Annotated in this window: 11 protein-coding genes; 4 read left to right on the top strand and 7 right to left on the bottom strand. The window is 66.4% G+C overall.

Annotated features, from left to right (window positions below; all coding sequences use genetic code 11):
* Positions 1 to 164 precede the first annotated feature (164 nt).
* Both JF290_RS07255 and JF290_RS07250 read left to right on the top strand, forming a co-directional pair.
* A complete protein-coding gene (locus JF290_RS07255) occupies positions 165 to 1,970 on the top strand; it encodes an autotransporter assembly complex protein TamA (RefSeq protein ID WP_199024176.1) in 1,806 nt (601 codons plus the stop codon).
* A complete protein-coding gene (locus tag JF290_RS07250; RefSeq protein ID WP_199024175.1) occupies positions 1,970 to 5,971 on the top strand; it encodes a translocation/assembly module TamB domain-containing protein in 4,002 nt (1,333 codons plus the stop codon). The genes JF290_RS07255 and JF290_RS07250 overlap by 1 nt, the downstream gene beginning before the upstream one ends.
* Here the strand turns inward: JF290_RS07250 and JF290_RS07245 are convergent.
* From JF290_RS07245 to xylF, 4 genes are all read right to left on the bottom strand, one after another.
* Positions 5,965 to 6,939, bottom strand: coding sequence for a glucokinase (locus JF290_RS07245; RefSeq protein WP_199024174.1), 975 nt, complete (start codon positions 6,937 to 6,939; stop codon positions 5,965 to 5,967). The genes JF290_RS07250 and JF290_RS07245 overlap by 7 nt on opposite strands.
* A 6-nt stretch (positions 6,940 to 6,945) precedes the next feature.
* Complete coding sequence (locus JF290_RS07240; protein ID WP_199024173.1) at positions 6,946 to 7,722, bottom strand: ATP-binding cassette domain-containing protein; 777 nt, start codon at positions 7,720 to 7,722, stop codon at positions 6,946 to 6,948.
* A gap of 34 nt (positions 7,723 to 7,756) precedes the next feature.
* Positions 7,757 to 9,055: a sugar ABC transporter permease gene (locus JF290_RS07235; protein WP_199024172.1), complete on the bottom strand. Its 1,299-nt coding sequence runs from the start codon at positions 9,053 to 9,055 to the stop codon at positions 7,757 to 7,759.
* Between the two features lie 93 nt (positions 9,056 to 9,148).
* Positions 9,149 to 10,177 carry a D-xylose ABC transporter substrate-binding protein gene (gene xylF / locus JF290_RS07230; RefSeq protein WP_199024171.1) on the bottom strand — a complete coding sequence of 343 codons (1,029 nt, stop codon included), beginning with the start codon at positions 10,175 to 10,177 and terminating at the stop codon, positions 9,149 to 9,151.
* Between the two features lie 217 nt (positions 10,178 to 10,394).
* On the opposite strand from xylF, the gene JF290_RS07225 reads away from it, so the two are divergent.
* Positions 10,395 to 11,591: an ROK family transcriptional regulator gene (locus tag JF290_RS07225; protein ID WP_199024170.1), complete on the top strand. Its 1,197-nt coding sequence runs from the start codon at positions 10,395 to 10,397 to the stop codon at positions 11,589 to 11,591.
* Positions 11,581 to 13,125, top strand: coding sequence for a CRTAC1 family protein (locus tag JF290_RS07220; protein WP_199024169.1), 1,545 nt, complete (start codon positions 11,581 to 11,583; stop codon positions 13,123 to 13,125). The genes JF290_RS07225 and JF290_RS07220 overlap by 11 nt, the downstream gene beginning before the upstream one ends.
* Here the strand turns inward: JF290_RS07220 and JF290_RS07215 are convergent.
* Genes JF290_RS07215 through xylB form a run of 3 tightly spaced genes read right to left on the bottom strand, consistent with a single transcriptional unit; the run spans position 13,119 to position 17,180 of the window.
* Entirely contained in the window at positions 13,119 to 14,432 is a 1,314-nt protein-coding gene (locus JF290_RS07215) for a cytochrome-c peroxidase (protein ID WP_425503926.1), read from the bottom strand. The two genes, JF290_RS07220 and JF290_RS07215, sit on opposite strands and share 7 nt — an antisense overlap.
* On the bottom strand, positions 14,425 to 15,732 hold the full coding sequence (gene xylA, locus JF290_RS07210) for a xylose isomerase (RefSeq protein ID WP_199024168.1): 1,308 nt from the start codon (positions 15,730 to 15,732) through the stop codon (positions 14,425 to 14,427). Before xylA ends, JF290_RS07215 begins: the two co-directional genes overlap by 8 nt.
* Positions 15,729 to 17,180 (bottom strand): xylulokinase, encoded by a 1,452-nt coding sequence (xylB, locus tag JF290_RS07205; protein ID WP_199024167.1) that lies wholly within the window; start codon positions 17,178 to 17,180, stop codon positions 15,729 to 15,731. Before xylB ends, xylA begins: the two co-directional genes overlap by 4 nt.
* Between the last annotated feature and the right edge of the window lie 43 nt (positions 17,181 to 17,223).

The following is a 17,223-nucleotide window of genomic DNA, read 5'->3' as shown; positions in this document are numbered from 1 at the left end:
CGGTCGTGCCGGCACCGCCTCCAAGAAGCGTCGCAAGGGCAATTTCGTGTTTTTTTAAACGCCGGACGTGATAGTTAACGAAACGTGAGAGATGATATATCGGGGTCGACAACCGCGCTGACGCGAGACCGCTCCCGGTCAACAGGCAAGACGGAGCCTCGCACATGAACACAGCAGGTCGGCGTACCCGCCTCAGCCGCAGCCTCTTCGCGCTCTGGCTCTGTTGCGCCCCCGGCCTCGCAATGGCCCTGACCACGACGCTCAAGGCCCCCGGCGCGCCGGAGGACGTCGAAGAGCGACTGTCCGGCTCGTCCTCGGTCATGTCGGCTGAATCCAACGGTCTGACCAAGCCGCAGGAATTGATCGCCGCCGCCTTGTCGGATTACCGCACGCTGGTGCAGGTCATGTATGACGAAGGCTATTTTGCCCCGGTCGTGACGATCCGCGTGGACGGGCGCGAAGCGGCCTTGATCCCGGTGCTCGAGCCACCCCGGTCGATCGACACGATCGCCATAACGGTGCAGCCCGGCCGCAAGTTCACCTTCGGCACTGCGCGCATCGCACCGGTTGCACCCGACACAGACCTGCCGGAGGGGTTTCGCAGCGGCGAGACCGCGACCACCGGCGTGCTGCGCGACGCGGCCTCTGCCGGGGTGCTGGGCTGGCGCGACGTCGGCCATGCCAAGGCCGATGTCGGTCCGCAGAAGATCACCGCGCGCAACAGTCAGGCGAAGCTGGACGCCGACATCACGCTGCTGCCGGGGCCGAAACTGCGCTTCGGGCGCCTGACCGTACCGCAGAATTCCGCCGTCCGCCCCGAGGCCATCGCCAAGATCGCCGCCTTTCCGAGCGGCGAGCAATTCTCGCCCGCCATGGTTCAGCGGGTCGGCACGCGCCTTCGCCGCACCGGTGCCTTCTCGACGGTCAGCATCCGCGAAGCCGAAACCCCGAACCCGGACGGCACGCTCGATTTCGAAGCACTGGTCGAGGACCAGGCTCCCCGCCGCATTTCCCTGGGCGGCGAGATCGCATCCGAAACCGGCGTTGAACTGTCGGCCCAATGGATCCACCGCAACCTGTTCGGCAATGCAGAGCGGTTTCTCTTCGACGCCCGCGTGCGAAACATCGGCGGCGAGGAGGATATCGACGGAGCGATTTCGTTCCGGCTCGACCGACCGGCACGCTTCGGCGGGGACGACAACCAGTTCTATCTCGGCGGCCTGTCCCGCGACAACCAGCCGAACTATTCGCTGACGCGGGCCTATCTCGGCGCCGGGGTGCGGCGGACCTTCTCGGACCAGCTTTTCGCCGAAGCGTCGATCCTGGCCGAGTGGAACGATTCAGACGACGCTTTCGGCGACGGGCGCGTGTTCAAGATGATCCCGCTCCCGGTGCTGGTGGAATGGGATCTGCGCGACAACAAGGTCAACGCGACCGACGGTTTCTTCATCCGCTCGACGCTCACGCCCTATCTCGGGCTGTCGGGCACCGAATCCGGCACCTCCATCGTCGCGGATGCGCGCGGTTACCTCGGGTTCGGGGCCAACGACCGGGTCGTGCTGGCCGGGCGTGTGCAACTGGGATCGGTCGTCGGACCCAGCCTCGCGGACATCTCGCCGCAATACCTCTTCTACTCTGGTGGCGCGGGCACCGTCCGTGGTCAGCCCTACGAATCGCTCGGCATCCCCGTGAACAACGGGCTGGTCGGCGGGCGCTCGCTGTTGGCACTGTCGGCCGAAGTGCGCACAAAGATCACCGATACGATATCGGTCGTCGGCTTCTTCGACATCGCCGCGATCGATCGCAGCCAGTTCGTCGACGGCGACTCTCCGTTTCATTCCGGCGCGGGGCTTGGCGTTCGATATGATCTTGGCGGACTCGGCCCGCTGCGCCTGGACCTCGCGCTGCCGGTCGATGGCGACACCGGCGACGGGCTGCAATTCTATCTCGGGATCGGACAGGCATTCTGATGCGTCTACTGGCATATCTCCTCGTCGCGGCGCTATTTGCTGCGATCGCTCCGGCGGCACCGGTGTCGGCGCAGGATGAAGAAGAGGCCGGCGGCTTCCTCGTCAACCTGCTGCAGGACAACCTGTCGGGCGACAATCGCTATATCCGCGTCGTCGGACTCGAAGGCGCACTGAGCGGCGCAGCCCGGATCCAGCAGATCACCGTATCCGACGATGACGGCGTCTGGCTGACGGTCAACGAGGCGGTGCTCGACTGGAATCGCCTGGCCCTGGTGCGCGGGCGCTTCTCGGTCAACACGCTCAGCGCGGCCGAGATCATCGTCGCGCGCAAACCCGGCGCGACCGAGGCCGCCGAGGACCTGCCGGAGCCCGAAGCCAAACCGTTCCAGTTGCCGGAACTGCCCGTCGCGGTGGAAATCGGCGAGTTGCGGGTGGACCGTATCGAACTGGGCGAGCCGCTGATCGGGCGCGCCGCCGAACTGGCCGTGGACGGATCGCTGAGCCTCGCCGACGGCACGCTGTCTTCGGGACTCGAGATCACCCGGCTGGACAAGCCGACCGACCAGCTCGACCTGACCGCGGGCTTCGCCAACGAGACCAGCGTCATCACGCTCGACCTGCGGCTGATCGAGGCCGCCGGCGGTCTGGTCTCCGAGGTGCTGAGCATCCCCGATCGTCCCTCGATCCTGCTGACCGCCCAGGGCGAAGGCCCGGTCACCGATTTCACCGCCGACATCACCCTCGCGTCGAACGACGAGGAACGTCTCGCCGGGCAGGTGCGCCTGTCCAGCGTGACCGACCCGGATGCAGACGATGCGTCGCCGCCGGGCATCGGGTTCGAAGCGGACCTCGCAGGAGACATCACCCCGCTTCTGGCCGAGGACTACCGCGAATTCTTCGGCGATGGCACGCGCCTGCAAGTGCAGGGCCGATCCGAATCCGACGGGCGCATCGCTGTGGAGACGTTCGACGTGCGCTCCAATGCAATGGACCTGACAGGCGGTCTCGACATATCGGGCGCCGGGGTGGTCGAGCGCGTGCAGCTTCAGGGCCGCATCGAGCCGCCCAGCGGTGCAGATGTCGTGCTTCCCATCGGCGAACCGCGCACCACGATTCGCTCTGCCTCGATCGACGCGCAACTCGACACGTCACAGGACAACGGCTGGACCCTGAGACTGGGGGTCGACGGCCTGGGCCGCCCGGACCTCGCGCTTGCCCGCGCCGAAATCACGGCCAGCGGCACGCTCGATCAGCAAAATTCTATGCGTCTCATCGGGCAGGTAAACGCTGCCCTGCGCGGGATCGACCTGCAGGATCCAGCTCTGAAACAGGCCGTCGGCAGCCAGGTTCTGCTCGACGGCAGCTTTGATCTGCAGGACGAGACCGCTCTCAGCCTGCAGGCCTTCCGCCTGCGCGGACCGAATTACCAAGCCACCGTCGATGCCCGGATCGACGGGCTCGACAGCGGCTTCGCGGTCGATGGCACAGCCACCGTGCGCGCCGACGACCTCGCGCGGTTCTCGGCACTGGCCGGGCGCGACCTGACCGGCGCGGTCGAGGCGAGCGTCACCGGACAGGGGTCACCGCTTGCCGGCAGTTTCGATATCGATCTGACCGCGACCGCGCAGGACCCGAGCATTGGCATGGAGCAGGTCGACAACCTGATCGCCGGCACCACGCGTCTCAGGCTGGACGCCAAGCGCGACGAAACCGGGCTCGAGATCCGCACCTTCGACCTCGCCGGCACCGCGCTGAGCGCCGATGCCGAAGGCACCGTGCGAAGCGGCGATCTCAACGCCACGTTCAACGCCCGGCTCGATGACCTCGCCCGCGTTGTTCCCGACGTCAGCGGCCCCGTCACCCTCTCGGGCGACGTGACCCAGACCGAGGCTGGCCTGACCGCGAAGGTCCGCGCCAATGGCCCCGAGAGGTCCATGGCTCGTCTGGATGGCAGCATGACGCCCGAGGGCGATATCGACGTCGACTACGACGCGACGCTCGCCGCGGTCGAACGCTTCGTGCCACAGATCGTGGGCGCGATCCGCGCCGAAGGCCGCGCCAGCCGCAAGGGTGAAACATGGCAGGTCACCAGCAGGATCAACGGACCGACGGGGTCGATCGCGAAGCTCGACGGCGCGATGGAGGCCGACGGCAGCATCGAAGTCACCTATGATGCGACCGTAGCCGCAGTCGAACGTTTCGTTCCGCAGATCGTCGGCGCGGTCACGGCGCGCGGCGTGGCGACCCGTGTAGACGAGGCGTGGCAGGTCACCAGCAGCGTCAATGGCCCCACCGGATCGGTTGCGCAACTCGACGGCTCAATGGACGCGGACGGTACGATACAGGTGACCTATGACGCCACCGTGGCCGCGGTCGAACGTTTCGTGCCGCAGATCGTCGGGGCGGTCAAGGCGCGCGGCGTCGCCTCCCGTGTCGACCAGGCCTGGGAGGTGACCAGCAGCGTCAACGGCCCCACCGGTTCGACGGCCGAGTTGCAGGGCACGATGGACGCGCAAGGCGCGATCGACGTGACCTACGACGCCAGCCTGACCCGGATCGAACGCTTCGTTCCGGAGTTCCCGGGAACCCTGACCGCCAAGGGCACCGCCTCGCGCAGAGATACGCTCTGGACGATCGATACCTCTGCGACAGGTCCTGCAAGTGTCACCGCGGACGTGTCCGGCACGTTCGACCAGGCGACGATGGAAGCCGACATGACCGCCACGGGGCAGTTGCAGGTTGGGGCCGCCAACCAGTTCATCAAGCCGAACTCGATCCGAGGGCTCGCGCGCTTCGATCTGGCGCTGAACGGCCCCGCATCCCCCGAGTCCCTCAGCGGAACGATCACCATGGACAACGCCGCGGTGGCGATCCCCGATATTCGCCAGGCGGTGGACGACCTCGACGTGCGGATCGGGCTCGCCAACGGCTCGGCCGACGTCTCCGCGACCGCGCAGATCGCCGCGGGCGGACAGATCCGGGTCAGCGGTCCGATCGCGCTGGCTCCGCCGTTCGATGCCTCGATCGTGGTCGACCTCCAGCGCTTGATCCTGACCGATAACGTCTCGATCGACTCCTCGGCCGATGGGCGTATCACCTTCAACGGCGCACTTGCCGGTCCGGGCGCCATCGCCGGCGAGATCCTGATCGGCGAGACCAACATCAACATCGCCACGATGGCAGGCTCGGCCAGTGCGGCCCCGATTCCACCGATGCAGCATGTCGGTGAATCCGCGGCCGAGCGCGCGACGCGTGAATGGGCCGGGCTGATCGATACCTCGACCGGTGAAACCAAAAGCGGCGGGCCGGTCTACAGTCTCGACGTGCGGATCGTGACCGCCGAAAGCATCTTCGTGCGCGGACGCGGATTGCAGGCAGAGCTTGACGGCGACATCCTGGTGCGTGGCACCACGGCGCAGGTCATCCCATCGGGGCAGATCGATCTCGTTCGCGGCACAATGGCGATCCTGACGCGGCGCCTGAACCTGACCCGGGGTCTGGTCGCGCTTCAAGGTTCTCTGGTGCCCTATATGGAGTTCGTGGCGACCACGAGCACCTCGCAGGGGGATGCCACGATCGAAATCGCCGGGCCGCTCAACGCGCCGAAGGTCAACGTCTACTCCGACCCGGAACGCCCCAGCGAAGAGGCGCTGGCGATGCTGGTATTCGGCGATCAGTTCACCAACCTGTCGCCGCTCAAAGTGGCGCAGCTGGCCGCGTCCCTGGCACAGCTCAGCGGCGGTGGCGGTGGTGTCGGAGAGTCCGCGCGCGAGGGGCTCGGCGTCGATGCGTTCGACATCGGCACCGACGATACCGGCAGCGCGCAGGTCGGCGTCGGCAAGTATATCGCCGATGGGGTCTATACGGACGTCAACATCAACACCGAAGGCAATACCGAGGTGAACCTGAACCTCGATCTGACCGACAATTTCACGGTCAAGGGGTCGGTGGACAACACCGGGGAAACCTCGCTCGGCCTATTCTTCGAACGCGATTACTGAGCGCGCCGCGTCGCCGCTTCCAGCCTCTGAACCAGGACCCGCGCCGCACCGCCAAGCGCCGCGGCGTCGTCCGTGATGACTCGGATCGGGACATCGCCCAGCCGGTCCGACAACAGCCCCGGCGCATCCAGCGCAGAGAGGAATGCATCGCGCGCGCGCGACGTCAGGATGCCGCGGGCAGCGCCGCCCGCGAAATGTATGCCGGCGAAAGGCAGATACTGATAGACGAGCTCGCGACTGAGCACGCCCAAGAGACGCGCCGCCAGCTCGACCGTGCGCGTGGCGGCTTCGTTGTCGCCTGCCTCGAACGCGGCGAGAACGGCATTGCCACCCATCGTCCCCCCGCCCGAAAGGATACGAAACAGGTGCGACAAGCCGCGCCCGGAAAACAGCGCCTCATAGGTGACGAACTGCCGGGACGCGGTACCGATTTCCGCGTGCAGCAGATCGGCCAGCACGACGGGCAGGCTGGCATGGCCCAGTTCAGCCTCCAGAACCGTGTCCGCGCCCTTCACCAGGCACACGTTGAACCCGGTCCCTACCCCCGCCACCAGCGCCTGATCGTTGGCAGGGTCATCCCCGGACGGCGCACGGACGTCTTCGACCTGCCCCGCGTCGAGCGATGGCAAAGCATGGCCGAGCGCCGCCAGATCGTTGAGAAGGAAGACGCTCTCCGGCAACACGCCGGGCAGGTGCGGCGCGATCCCGGTCGGGCTGAACTGCCAGTCCCGGTTGGTCAGGCGGGCGCTCTGCGGCCGCACCGGTCCGGCCACCGCGATTGCGCAACCGGCGAGGTTCGCAAGCCCGTTGGTGGCGACGAACCGGTCCAGCACAGACGCGAACCGGTCGAAATCATCATTTGCGAAGCGGGCGATCCGGCCAAGATCCCGTGACGGGTCGAAGCAAGCGATGCGCGTATTCGTTCCCCCGACATCCGCGACCAGAAAGCGGCCCTCGGCCGGCGTCATGGCGCCTCAGGCCTCGACAGCGCCGGGCGCCTTGCCCAGGATGATCATGCCGAGCAGGTCGTCATCTGTCACATCCGCGACGTTGACGGTGCCGACGAGCTTGCCGTTCTTCATCACGCTGGCCCTGTCGCAGAGCGTCATCACGTCGTGAATGTCATGGCTTATCAGGAAAATCCCGATCCCTTCAGCCTTGAGTTGGGTGATCAGTTCGGCCACCATCCGGGTCTCGTGCGGGCCGAGCGCAGCGGTCGGTTCATCCATGATCAGGATGCGGGCGTCGAAATAGACCGCGCGAGCGATGGCGACCGATTGGCGCTGCCCGCCGGACAGGGCCGAGACCGGATCGGCGAATTTCTGGAAGTTCGGATTGAGCCGCGCCATGATCTTGCGGGTCTCGCTTTCCATCGCGTCGTCGTCGACCAGCCCCAGCGGCGTGACCAGTTCGCGCCCCAGGAACAGATTGCTGGCGGCGTCAAGATTGTCAGCCAGCGCAAGTGTCTGATAGATCGTTTCGATGTTGTAGCGACGGGCATCGCGCGGGTTGTGGATCTCGGCCTTTTCGCCGTTGATGAAGATCGCACCGCTGTCGGGACGGTAGGCGCCCGAGAGCATCTTGATCAGCGTCGACTTGCCGGCGCCGTTGTGGCCCAGCAGCCCGACCACTTCACCGGGATAGAGGTCGACGCTGACGTGATCGACCGCCTGCACGCCACCGAAGCTGATGCACATGTCGCGCATCTCGACCAGCGGCAGCTGCCCTTCTGTCTGGACCGAACCAGTCATGTCGGCGCCCTTGTCTGAAATCTGCAATCCATGTTCAGCCGCCCCCGGTGCGCTTGCGATAGAGAATATCGATCAGGACCGCCACGACCAGCACCGCCCCCACGACGATGTTCTGAAGCGGCGCGTCGACGCCGACCATCGCCATACCCGATTGCAGGGATTGCATGATCAGCGCGCCAAGGATCGCCCCATGGATGGTGCCCAGCCCACCGGCCAGCGCCGTGCCTCCGATGACCGCAGCGGCGATCACGCGCAACTCGTCCAAAGTGCCGATATCGTTGGAATGGTTCGTCAGCCGGGCCGAGGCGACGACGGCCGAGATCGCACAGAGCGCGCCCATCAGGGCAAAGACCTTGACGGTCAGCCAGCGGGTGTTGATGCCGCTCAGTTCGGCAGCGTCGGGATTGCCGCCGGTGGCGAAGATGTAGCGTCCGAAGCGGGTGCGCTTGGCGAGGATGGTCATGGCGATGGCAATGGCGATCAGCAGAAGCACCGAGATCGGGATGCCATAGGACTGGGTATAACCCTCGGGCATGACCAGCCCCTGGTCCTCGAAAAGACGTTCGAGCCTGCGGGTCGGCACCTCGTAGGCGTTGAGCACCGCGACGAACGCGAGGATCGCAACGGCGGCGAGCGAGGCCAGCACCGCCTCGGCCCAGAGCGGCTTGACGGCGACTCCGTGGCGCAGCTTGTTGCGGCGCGCGGCGAAGAGGCCATAGACCGCGGCCGCCACGGCCAATCCGCCGACGATCCACGACCCGGTCGCGCCCAGAGTGCCGTTGATCCCGCCGAACTTCTGGAAGGTCTCGTCGAGCGGACCGATCGTCTTGCCGCTGGTCAGGTACCAGGCGACGTTGCGCCAGACCAACAGACCGCCCAGCGTCACGATGAAGGCCGGGATCATCAGATAACCGACCAGGTAGCCGTGGAACGCACCGATCAGCGTGCCGGTCACCAGCCCCGCGAGGATCGCGATCCATGGGATCAGCGGATGGCCGAGCTCCAGCCCCAGCATGTTCGGCAGGATTTCGGTCTGGGTCATGGCCATCACCGCCGAGCAGGTCGCCAGCAGCGCCCCGACGCTGAGGTCGATATGGCGCGTCACGATGATGAAGACCATGCCGGTGGCCATGATCGCGACCGAAACCGTCTGGATCGTCAGGTTGAAGATGTTGCGCGGCGTCAGGAACCGGCCACCGGTCATCAGGTCGAAGCCGATGCAAAGCACCACGAAAGCGCCCACCATGCCGAGCAGGCGGAGGTCGAGGTCGAGAGCCTGGATGACGGATTTGCGGCGCGGCGCCGGTGCTGGGTCCGTATCGGACTTGGTCATGTCATGTCCTGCGGGGCGTGGGCGGTTGCCGGAGGGCGGTCGCCCCGTCCCGGTCTGGCCGGGGCGGGACTGTCACGCGTGAGTGGTCTTGGCTTAGTTGCAGGGAGCGGGACCGTCGGTCACGCCTTGGCACAGCGCGTCCTTGGTGATCCACTGGGCATCGACCACCACGCTCAGGTTGTCGCGGGTAATCGGTTGCGGAGCGAGAAACACCGCGTTCATCTCGGTTCCAGCGGGCGAGGTCCACAGTTCGGAATTCTGGATTCCGTTCATCTGGGTGCCCTTGGCCATGGACACGGCAATGCGGGCGGCCTCGCGGCCAAGGTCGCGGGCGTCCTTCCAGACGCTGACGGTCTGGGTGCCCTTGGCGACGCGGTTCAGCGCGGCGTGATCGCCATCCTGCCCCGAGACCGGGATGCCTTCCATCCCTTGCGCGGTCAGCGCCGCAACGACTCCGCCCGCGGTGCCGTCGTTGGAGGCGACCACCGCATCGACCCCGTTATCGGTCGCCGTCAGGATCTGTTCCATGTTGCGCTGCGCATTGGCGGGAAGCCAGCCGTCGGTATAGGCCTCGCCGACGATCTCGATGTCGCCCGCGTCGATGGCTGGCTGCAGAACTTCCTGCTGGCCGCCGCGCAGGAAATCGGCGTTCGGGTCGGTGGGCGAGCCCTTGATCATCACATAACGCCCCTTGGGCGCGGCTTCGAGCACGGCACGGGCCTGCATCCGGCCAACCTCGACATTGTCGAAGGTCAGGTAGAAGGCGCGGCTGTCCTCGATCAGCCGGTCATAGCCGACCACCGGGATACCCTCGTCCGCCGCGGCTTGCACCGCCGGGCCGATGGCCTGGGCGTCCTGTGCCAGGATGATCAGCGCGTCGGCCCCCTGCGCGATCAGGCTTTCGATGTCGGAAAGCTGCTTGGCGGAGGAGCTTTGCGCGTCAGCCGAGATATAGGTCGCGCCGTGCTCGTCCAGCTCGGCCTTGATGGCCGCCTCGTCGGTCTTCCAGCGTTCCTCCTGGAAATTCGACCAGCTGACCCCGATCACAAGGTCCTCGGCGAGCGATGCCGTCCCCAGAACGGCACCCGCGATGACCGCCGTGGCGGTTGCAAAGAATTTCATGTGTGCTCCTCCAAAACTGTGTCCGCACCGCCATTGTTGTTCTGAAGCGCGGTGTGCGTTTCAAAAGGGTGGAGTATTTAAATTTGAAAATCAAATTAAATCGCCTAGGCTGGAAGGAACCGGCGCGGATCACCGAGGTTCAACGTGCCAGCGCCGGTCATCAGCGGCCCTGACGGGTTGTTTGGCAGGCTGGGTGGGAAAGTCGCAAGTGGCTGTCTTGGCGAGAGAATACGGGCGTCGCGCTCTTCTGAAACACATCCGGCGAGCCGGCAGGATCCCGCGTATCGAACTGGCGGACCAGACCGGGATCAGCCGTGCAACGGTGACGACGATCACCGCCGAACTGCTCCAGAACGGGCTGATCGAGGAGATCGACCGCCCCGGCGGCGAGTCCGACACGCGCCGCGGACGACCCCGTGTCGACCTGAAGATTCGCGGCGCTGCGCGGCTGGTGGCCGGGGTGAAAATATCCAACCGCAAGCTGTCTCTGGTGCTGCTGGACTTCGAAGGCACCCAACTCGCGACATGGGAGACCTCGATCGAACGCGACGCCCTGCCCTGTGCCGGGATGGCTGAAGCGATCACCCGCGCCGTGGCGGCGTTGGCGCGCACCGCGGGGCGGTCGATCCGGGACATCTCGGGCGTGGGAGTCGGAATTGCGGGGATCGTGCAGGCCGCCGAGGGGGTGGTTTATTGGTCGCCCTCCCTGACCGAGCGCAATGTCGACTTCGGCGCAATCCTGTCGCGGCGGCTGGAGCGTCAGGTCTTCATCGACAATGACGCAAACCTTGTGGCGGTGGCGGAGAAGACTTTTGGGCTGGGTCAGAACCATTCGGATTTCATCGTCGTGACGATCGAGAGTGGCGTCGGAATGGGGCTGGTGATTGGCGGCGAGCTTTACCGCGGCACGCGCGGGTGCGGAGCCGAGTTCGGCCACACCAAGGTGCATCTGGACGGGGCGTTGTGCCGTTGCGGACAGCGCGGGTGCCTTGAGGCCTATGTCGCGGATTACGCGCTGCTGCGCGAGGCGATGACGGTGCCTGGCGACGACCCGACCGCGCCGCCCGCCGCCCGGATCGAGGCGCTGCTGTCCGCCGCGCGGACGGGCGATGCGACGGCGCGCAGCATCGTCGGGCGCGCCGGGCGGATGTTTGCGCTGGGGCTGGCGAACCTCGTGAACATCTTCGATCCCGAGTTGATCATCCTTGCCGGCGAACAGATGCGGTTCGACCATCTCTACGCCGACGAGGTCATCGCGGCGATGCGAAACTCGATCGTGCAGATCGACAAGGCGCCGCCCGAGGTGGTGATCCACAAGTGGGGGGATCTGATGTGGGCGCGGGGGGCTGCGGCCTATGCGCTGGACAACGTGTCCGAACTGGCGCTTGCGGGGCTCGACGACAATGCGGCCTGAGGCGGTCGCGCTGATCGCAGCGCTCACGTGCACCCCGGTTCTGGCCGGGCCGGCCTTCGCCCCGGTCGAGGTGCCCGCCCATGTCTATTCCGGCGGCTGGGAACACTTCGTCGGTGGCGGCGTGGCGGTTCTGGACTGCGACGGCGACGGGCTGGGCGAGGTGTTCGCTGCCGGGGGCGCAAGCGAAGCGGTGCTGCTTGCAAACCGCTCGACGCCGGGGGGCGCGATCCACCTGGAGGAGGCGACGCCCGTTCCGCTGCGCCTGCGCGCGGTCATCGGGGCCTATCCGCTGGATATCGACGGAGACGGTTGGCAGGATCTGGTGGTGTTGCGCGCGGGCGAGAACCTGCTGCTCCGCGGCGGACCCGGCTGCACGTTCACGAGCCTCGACGACATCGGTTTCACCAGCAGTGACCGCTGGACCACCGCCTTTTCCGCCACCTGGGAGCGCGAAGCGCGACTCCCGACCCTGGCGTTCGGCAATTATGTCGACCGCGCCGATCCGGAAGGTCCGTTCCGCGCCTGCGACGCCAACCTGCTGTATCGCCCGGATGGCGGCACCTATGGCGCGCCGCTGCCGTTGACGCCGGGCCATTGCGCCCTGTCGATGCTGTTCAGCGACTGGGGCCGACAGGGACGCGCTGATCTGCGCATCAGCAATGACCGCCATTATTATGTTGATGATGGACAGGAGCAGATGTGGGCGATGGAGACGCAGCCGCGCCTGCTGACCGAGGCGGATGGCTGGCGCACGCACAGGCTCTGGGGCATGGGGATCGCTGCGCGTGACCTCAGCGGCGATGGGTTGCCCGAGGTGTTCCTGACCTCGATGGGCGATCAGCGCCTGCAACGGCTGACCCAGACCGACCTGCCCACCTACGCCGATGTCCCGTTCGACCGCGGCAGCACAGCGCACCGGCCCTATACCGGGGGCGACGGACGGCCGTCGACCGGCTGGCACGTGGTCTTCGGCGACGTTCAGAATGACGGGATCGACGACGTGTTCATCACAAAGGGAAATGTCGACCAAATGCCTGACAGCGCCATGGATGACCCCAATAACCTGCTGCTCGGGCAGCCTGACGGGCGCTTCGTCGAGGCCGGTGCCCGGGCCGGGCTGGCCAGCCTGCATCGCGGGCGCGGCGGCGCGCTGGTCGATCTGAACGGAGACGGATTGCTGGACGTCATCGTCAACAATCGACGCGCACCGCTGGAAGTCTGGCAGAACGTCACCAGCGACGGGGGCAACTGGGTCAGCCTGTCGCTGTCCCAGCACGGGCCGAACATCAGCGGCATCGGCGCCTGGATCGAGCTGCGCGCCGGTCAACTGCATTTCGTACGCGAAGTCACCGTGGGCGGCGGCCATGCGGGCGGTGTCTCGGTCGGCGAGCATTTCGGGATCGGCACCGAGGCCGTGGTCCGCGTGCGCGTGTTCTGGCCGGACGGAACGGTGTCGAGCTGGGTCGATCTTCCGGTCAACAGGCGCGTTCGGGTGCTGCGCAGCGGTGCGGCACTTGTGGCGCGGCCCTACTGATCGACCGGCAGGCCACTGGGCACGGTGGCCGGAATGCCGAGCCGGCCCGCAAGACTCCGCGGATCGGTCAGAGCGTCGAGAAACGCGATGAGATCGGCCAACTCCGCCTCGGTCAGACGAGAGGGCGCGAGTGTATTGGCTGCGGCGATCTCGGCACGGTCGGGGGTCGGCTGCGCCGCGTCGCCCGCAAGGTCACCCACGGGCAGAACCGCCTGCGCCGGATCAAAGCCCATCAGGCTCGCCACCGGGTCGAAATGGTGGCGCAGCACCGCTTCAAGCGTCGCGAAGGCGCCGGAATGGCCGTAGGGCGCGGTGTGGACCACGTTGCGCAAGCTCGGCGTGCGAAAGCGATAGGCGTCCGTAGGATCGCCCGTGACCCGCATCCGCCCGACATCGCGCGCATGGCTTTCGAACCGCGCAGCCTTGCCGGGACCCAGCTGCGGCATGGCGATGGCGTGGAAATCGTGATCCGTCTGGAATTGCCCGGAATGGCAGGTGGCACAGCCCGCCGCCCCATAAAAAAGACGCAGACCGCGCATGGCGGGCACGGGCAGACCGGCCTCGCCACGCAGGAAGGCATCGAACGGGCTGTCATCGGCGCGCCATTCGAAGGCGACGAAGGCTGCGATCACGTTGGCGATGTCGGCAAACGCGATCGGGCGCGAGCCGATCACGTCGGTGAAGCGCGCGCGGTACTCGGGGATCGCCGCGACCCTGTCGGTCAGGATCGACCAGGCACCGCCCGGCCCGGTCAGCCGCCCCTGCCGCACCGCCTGGGCGACATCGTTTTCCGAGTAATGCCCCGCCATCTCGTCGGGAGACAGCACCGGGAACATCGCCTGCGCAGCGAGGGCCGAAGCAAAGCCCTGTTCCATGTCGGCTCCCAACGGCGTGCGCAGACCCGAGGCGCGGGAGGGATCGGATTCGAGGCGGCCGTCGTGAAAGAAGCGGATGAATTCTTCCGCACCCAGGTTGAACATCGCCGGTGAATTGCGGGGGATGCGCTGTTCGGGCGGGTTTTCAGGGTCGATGCGGCGCCCGGGGCCCAGTCCGGTGCCGCCATCGCCCAACCCCAACGACAGCCCGTCGGACGTGCCGAACCGGGGATGGTGGCAGGTGGCGCAAGACACGGTGCGATTGCCGCTGAGGATCGGATCGTAGTAGAGCAGCCGCCCCAGCGTGATCTCCTCGCGGCTGTGGTCGGCAAAGACGGCATCCGCGACCGGCAACGGTTCAGCCGTGGCTGGCACGGTGAACGCACAAGCCGCCAGAAGCGCCGCCGCGAAGCGATGCAGGACGTCAGACAAAACGGTTGACGATGTTTTCCAGCCGCTCCTGCCGGCCAGAACGGGGGGTGGAGATCACGTCGCCCGACAGGACGCGCGCGAAGATGCTGTCGAAATCGCTGTCGAGCATCGCTTGCGCCGCCGAGGTGTCCCAGCCCGCATAGCGCTCACGCTGCGCCGTTTCCAGCCTGCCGTCTTCGATCATCGCGGCAGCGGCCTTGAGGCCCCGCGCGCAGACATCCATCGCGCCGACATGTGCGGCGATCAGATCCTCGGCATCCAGGGACTGGCGGCGCAGCTTGGCGTCGAAATTGGTGCCGCCCGTGGTGAAGCCGCCCGCCTTGAGGATGTGATAGTAGGCCAAAGCTACTTCGGGCACGTTATTGGGGAACTGGTCGGTGTCCCAGCCGGACTGATAGTCATTTCGGTTCATGTCGATGGAACCGAACATGCCTTCGGCGGTGGCGACGGCGATCTCGTGTTCGAAACTGTGCCCGGCGAGGATGGCATGGCCCTGTTCGAGGTTCAGCTTGACCTCGTTTTCAAGGCCATACTTTCGCAGGAAGCCGATGCAGGTGGCGGCGTCGTAATCGTACTGGTGCTTGGAGGGTTCCTGCGGCTTGGGTTCGACCAGGATGGCGCCCTGAAAGCCGATCTTGTGCTTGTAGTCGACGACCATGTTCAGGAATCTGCCCATGTGGTCCAGCTCGCGGCCCATATCGGTATTGAGCAGGGTTTCATATCCTTCGCGCCCGCCCCAGAGCACATAGTTCTGCCCGTCCAGGCGATGGGTCGCATCCATGCAGGTCTTCACCGTGGCGGCAGACCAGGCGAACACGTCGGGATCGGGATTGGTGGCGGCGCCGGCCATCCAGCGACGGTGGCTGAACATGTTTGCGGTGCCCCAGAGCAGGCCGATCCTGCGGCTCTCCATCTTCTCGCCGAAATAGTCGATGATCGCTTCGAAGTTGCGCAAGGACTCGGCGAAGGTCGCACCTTCGGGGCGGATGTCGGCGTCGTGCCAGCAGAAGAACGGCAGGCCGAGGATATCGAACATCTCGAACGCGGCATCGGCCTTGATACGGGCGCGCTCCATATCGTCCTGTGGGTGCCAGGGGCGCTCGAACGTCGGACCGCCGAAAGGGTCGCCCCCCTCCCACGCGAAGCTGTGCCAATAGGCGACGGCAAAGCGCAACTGGTCTTCCATCCGCTTGCCCATCACGATCTGGTCCGGGTCGTAGTGGCGGAAGGCAAGCGGGTTGTCGCTGGTTTCTCCCTCATAGGCGATGGGCGCGATATCGGAGAAATAGCTGTCAGTCATGGCATGGCCTTCAATGCTGGATAGGTCTGGGCAAAGGCGGCGTGCGCGTCGCGGTAGGCGGCGCTGCGCCGGGGATCGGGCAGGACGGTTTCAGAGATCAGCGGTTTAGTCATGACCTCGGCAGGCGCGGCGCCGGTGACGCCGCAGATGGCGAGACGGGCGGCTCCGAGGGCGGCTCCGAGCTCTCCCTTCTCAGGCAGATCGATCGGCAGGTCGAGCACGGTCGCCAGCAGCTTTACCCAGTAGCGCGACTGCGCCCCGCCGCCGATGGCGAGCAGGCGATCCAGCGTCGCGCCGCTGGCCTGAAGCGCGAGCAGGCTGTCGCGCAGGGCAAAGCTGACCCCTTCGAGCACCGAACGAGTCAGATCGTCCCGCCCGGTGGCAATCTCGAGTCCGATGAAGGCACCGCGTACCGCGCTGTCGTTGTGGGGCGTGCGCTCTCCCGACAGATAGGGCAGGAAGCGGACACAGCCCGGCTCGTCGAGATCCTCGCCAAGCGCACGCGTCAGCGCGGCGGGCGTCTCTCCCGTGACGCGGGCGAGCCAGTTCAGGCTGTCGGTGGCTGCAAGCGTGACACCCATCTGGTACCACGCCCCCGGCACCGCGTGGCAGAAGGTGTGCACCGCGCTGTCGGGTGCCGCAGCAAAACCGTCACGCGCCGTCAGCAGGACACCCGAGGTGCCAAGCGACACGAAGCCATCGCCCTCGGTCAGCGTGCCGACGCCACAGGCCGCGGCGGCATTGTCGCCTCCACCAGCCACGACCAGCACATCCTCGGGCAAGCCCAGATCGCGCGCCAGATCGCCCCGGACCGGGCCGACGATGTCGGTTCCCTCCAGCAAGTCTGGCATCTGGTCCCGACGCATCCCGCCCTGCGCCAGCAGATCGGGCGACCAGGCGCGCGCACCGACATCGAGCCAAGCGGTGCCGGCGCTGTCGGACATCTCTGAAACGCGGCGCCCCGTCAGCCAGAAAGACAGGTAATCCTTGGGCAGCAGAACCGTTGCGACACGCGCAAAGATCTCGGGCTCCTCCTCGGCGACCCAGGCGAGCTTGGGCGCGGTGAACCCGGGAAAGACGATGTTGGCCGACCGTTCACGCACGCCCGGCAGCGCGTCGAGCCGCGCGGCCTGCCTGTGACTGCGGGTGTCGTTCCAGAGGATACAGGGGCGCAGCACTCCGCCGTTTGCGTCCAGCAAGGTCGCGCCGTGCATCTGCCCCGACAATCCGATGCCACGCAGTCGGGCAATGTCCGCCGGCCTGTCCGCGGCGAGCGCGACCACGGCGGCGCGGGCCGCGGCAATCCAGTCAGCCGGGTCCTGTTCGCTCCAGCCGGATTTGGGATGAGTTACGGCAAGCCGGGCTTCAGCACTGTGGCGCGGCGCTCCCTCGTCGTCGACAAGAAGGGCGCGCACGCCCGAGGTTCCCAGATCAAGACCGATGAACATGCTGCTTCCCCACCCTTGGGAGAAGTGTTTCGCGATTTAATTC

This window comes from Sedimentitalea arenosa (genome assembly GCF_016428585.1).
In the GTDB taxonomy this organism is placed as follows: Bacteria; Pseudomonadota; Alphaproteobacteria; order Rhodobacterales; family Rhodobacteraceae; genus Sedimentitalea; species Sedimentitalea arenosa.
The sequence above is the reverse complement of the archived record's forward strand: the minus strand, read 5'-3'. Positions and strand labels throughout refer to the sequence as shown.